This window comes from Micromonospora sp. NPDC002411 (assembly GCF_053592955.1).
Genome location: NZ_JBSFBM010000455.1, coordinates 1 through 4,406, shown reverse-complemented (window position 1 = coordinate 4,406; position 4,406 = coordinate 1). Strand labels below are relative to the sequence as shown.

Genomic DNA, 4,406 nt, shown 5'->3' with positions numbered 1-4,406 from the left:
CACGCCGTATCCACCGTCACCGCCGGACCCTCAAACCCAAACGAATACGAAACCCGACCCGACACCACACTCCCCGAATTACCCGTCCCCAAAAAGCCCGCAAGACCGTCGGGGCTCTGTTGGGCGTACGGGCCGTAGTCGTGGTACATCAGGCCGGCGAAAACGCCGGTGTCGGAGCCGCGGAGCGATTGTGGGTCGATTCCCGCTCGTTCCACTGCCTCCCAACTCACCTCCAACAACAGGCGCTGCTGCGGGTCCATGGCAAGGGCCTCACGCGGCGAGATCCCGAAGAACTCGGCGTCGAACTCGGCGGCGTCGGCGAGGAAGCCGCCCCGGCGGGTGTACGAGGTGTCCGTCCGGGATTCGTCCGTGTTGAAGAGCGTGTCCAGGTCCCAGCCGCGGTCGGTGGGGAAGTCGCCGATGCCGTCATCGCCGGAGTCGACAAGCCGCCACAGACCCTCGGGTGAGTCCACTCCGCCCGGGAAGCGGCAGGCCATGCCGACGATCGCGAGGGGCTCGTCCGCCGCCGCCGCGGTGCGCGCACCGGTCCGCGTCATCGCCGTGTCGGTCAGCTCGGTCAGCAGGTGGTCGACCAGGGCGTCCGGTGTCGGGTAGTCGAACACCGTCGTCGCGGACAACCGCAACCCGGTCGCCGCCGACAGGCCGTTGCGGAACTCCACAGCGGTCAACGAGTCGAAGCCCAACTCACCGAACGCCTGCACGCCATCGACCGACCACCCCTGCGGATGGCCCAGCACCACCGCCACCTGCGACGACACCAGGTCGAGGAGGTGGGTATGCCGCTCGTTCGGCGATAGGTCGGCGAGCCGGGCCCGCAGCGTCGATCTGTCGACCGAGGCGGCGGCCACCCGGCGCGCGGGTCGGACGAGGTGCCGCAGGAGCGCGGGCACGGTGCCGGAGGCGGCCACCGCCGCGAGGTCCAGCAGGATCGGCACGCTGACCGGCGGTGCCGCCGCGCAGCCGGCGTCGAGCAGGGCGAGTCCCTGCTCGGCGGTGAGCGGAAGCACTCCGCCTCGGCCGAGGCGGCGTTGGTCGGCGGTGGCGCTCAGCTCGCTGGCGTCGGCCCAGAGACCCCAGGCCAGGGAGATCGCCGGCAGATCCAGCCCACGCCGGTGCTGCGCCAACGCGTCCAGGAACGCGTTCCCCGCCGCGTACGCGCCCTGACCCGCGTTACCGAACACCCCGGCCGCCGACGAGAACACCACGAACGCCGACAACCCCCGATCCCGGGTCAGCTCGTGCAGATACCAACCCGCGTCCACCTTCGCCCGCAACACCGCCGACAGCCGATCCACGCTCAACCCACTGACCACACCGTCGTCCAGCACACCGGCGAGGTGAACGACACCGGAGAGGTCCGGGGTGTCGGCGACGACCTGGGCGAGTGCGGCCCGGTCGGTGGCGTCCACGGCCACCAGCTGGGCGGACGCGCCGAGCGCGGCGAGTTCCGCCACGTACCCGGCAGCTCCGGGGGTTTCGGCGCCACGGCGGCTGACCAGCAGCAGGTCGCGTACACCGTGCGTGGTGACCAGGTGCCGGGCCACCAACTGGCCGAGCGTGCCCAGCGCACCGGTGACCAGGACGGTTCCGGTGCCGAAGGTGAACGGACGTGGTTCCTCGACCGGCGGTCGGACGAGCCGGGGCACGCTGACCACTCCGCCACGGATCGCCAGTTGCGGCTCACCGCACTGAGCGGCCGCCGGGAGCACCGCCAACGAGCCGGGTCCGTCGTCGATGTCGACAAGCACGAACCGGTCCGGGTGTTCGGCCTGGGCGCTGCGTACCAACCCGTGGACGGCGGCGCCGGCGAGATCGGTCAGCGGCTCGTCGCCGGCCTGCACGGCGTGCCGGGTCGCGATGACCAGCCGCACACCGGCGAGCCGGTCGTCGGTCAGCCAGGACTGGAGCACCGCCAGGGTGCGGGCGGCGGTGGTGTGCGCTGCGGTCACCGGGTCGGCGGCGGGGTCGGACTCGGCGTACCAGAGGACCGGGCCGGCCGGCACGCTGCCGGCGGCGAGCGTCGCCGCCAGATCCGCGTGGTCGGTGAGCAGGGTCGCGGGCACGTCCAGCTCGGGGATCGGCGTCCACTCGATCCGGTACGGGCGAAGGGTCGTGCTCGTCGTCGGGGTGTGGGGGCGCAGGACGAGCCGGTCGACGGTGGCGATGGGCTGGTTCTCGGCGTCGCGCAGGTCGAGGGCGACCGCGTCGGTGCCGGCGCGGCTGATCCGCACCCGGGCCGCGCGCGCCCCGGTGGCGTGCACTGTCACTCCGGTCCAGCTGAACGGGAGGCCTGTCGTGTCGGAGTCGAGGACGCCGAGGGCAAGGCCGTGCAGGGCGGCGTCAAGGAGCGCGGGGTGCAGGAGGAAGCCGTCCACTGTGAGGTCGTCGGCGAGGGCCACGTCCGCGAGGAGCTCGCCGTCGCGGCGCCAGGCCCGGTGGAGTCCGCGCAGGTGCGGCCCGTACTCGAACCCGATCTCGGCGAAGCCGGGGTAGACGCCGTCGACCGGTACTTCCTCGGTCGCCTCCGGTGTCCAGTGGCCGGGGGTCTCCACCGCATCGGCGGCGGTGAGAATGCCGGTGGCGTGCCGCTGCCAGTCGCCGGTGTCGTCGGGGCGTGCGTAGAGGGTGACGTCCCGCCGTTGCACGCCCGGGCTGTCGTCGGTGGGCGGGCCGACCAGGGCGCGGATGGTCAGCGTGCTGCCGCTGCCCGGTAGGACCAGAGGGGCCTCGATGGTCAGTTCGTCGAGGCGGTTCAGGCCGGCGTGTTCGCCGGCGGCCAGGGCGAGGTCGACCAGCGCGGCACCGGGGACCAGCAGTGTGCCGCCGATCAGGTGGTCAGCCAACCAGGGCTGCGTGCGGGAGGAGAGACGGCCGGTGAGTAGCAGGCTGTCCTGCTCGGGCAGGTCGGCGGCGGCGGCCCAGAACGGGTGGTCGACGGTTCCGAGCCCGATGCTGGCCGCGTCGGCGGCGGCTTCGGGGGCGGTCGGCCAGTAGCGGCGGCGCTGGAAGGCGTAGGTGGGCAGGTCGACGGGACGTCCGCCGGTCAGGCAGGGCGTCCAGTCGACAGCGACGCCGCGCACGAAAGCCTGCGCGAGGGCGGTCAGCAGCGTGGCAGGTTGGTCCCGGTCAGAGCGTTGCAGGGGTACGAACACCGCGTCGGTGACGCAGTCCGCGCCCATCGCGGAGAGCACCCCGTCCGGGCCGATCTCCACGAACGTCGAGACCCCCAGACTCTCCAGGGCGGTGATCCCGTCGGCGAACCGGACCGCCTCGCGAACGTGCCGCACCCAGTAGGCGGCGTCCTGCACCTCGGCGAGCTGCCCGGTCACGTTCGACACGATCGGGATGCGCGGCGTGTCGTAAGTGAGGGTTCCGGCCACCTCGGTGAAAGCCTTCAGCATCGGCTCCATCAGCACCGAGTGGAACGCGTGGCTGACCCGCAACTGCTTCGACTTCTTGAAGTGCGCCGCGACGGCCGCGACCTCGACGGCCGCACCGGACAGCACCACCGAGCGCGGGCCGTTGATCGCCGCGACGGACACCCCGTCGGTCAGCAGCGGCAGCACCTTGGCCTCGGTGGCCCGCACGGCGACCATGACACCGCCCGCCGGGAGGGCCTGCATGAGGCGACCTCGCGCGGTGACCAGCGTCGCCGCATCGGCCAGGGACAGCACCCCGGCCACGTGCGCGGCGGCGATCTCACCAATGGAGTGCCCGACCAGGAAGTCCGGCCTGACGCTGAACGACTCCACCAGGCGGAACAACGCGACCTCGACGGCGAACAACGCCGCTTGGGTGTAGACGGTCTGGTCGAGGTCGTCGCCCTGGGCGATGACGTCGCGGATCGGCCGGTCGAGGTGCCGGTCCAGCTCGGCGCAGGCCGCGTCGAACGCCTCGGCATAACGCGGGAACGTGTCGTAGAGGTGCAGGCCCATACCGGGCCGTTGTGACCCCTGGCCGGAGAACACGAACGCGGTCTTGCCGCGCACCACCGACCCGACGACCGGGCCGGGCTCACCGGCGGCGAGCGCCGCCAGGTCGTCCGGGCCGAAAGCGACCGCTCGATGCGGGTGCGTCGTACGGTGTGCGGCCAGGGTGAACCCGATGTCGACCGGGTCGGCGTCCACCGACGCCAGCCGAGCGGCTTGGCCTTGCAGCGCCTCCGGCGAGCGGGCGGACAGCACCCACGGCACCTGGGCGGGTGTGACGGCCTCGGTGCGGGGCGGCGCCTCGACCGCCGGCGGTTCTTCCAGGATGACGTGCGCGTTGGTGCCGGAGATACCGAACGACGACACACCAGCGCGTCGGGGGCGTCCGTTCACCGGCCAGGGTTGCGCCTCGGTGAGCAACCGCACCTCACCAGCGGACCAGTCGACATGCGACGT

General features: G+C 72.3%; 1 pseudogene. It reads right to left on the bottom strand.

The annotated features are described in order from the left end of the window. A pseudogene (locus tag ACWCO3_RS32020) lies at positions 1-4,376 on the bottom strand (SDR family NAD(P)-dependent oxidoreductase); the annotation flags it as partial. Between the last annotated feature and the right edge of the window lie 30 nt (positions 4,377-4,406).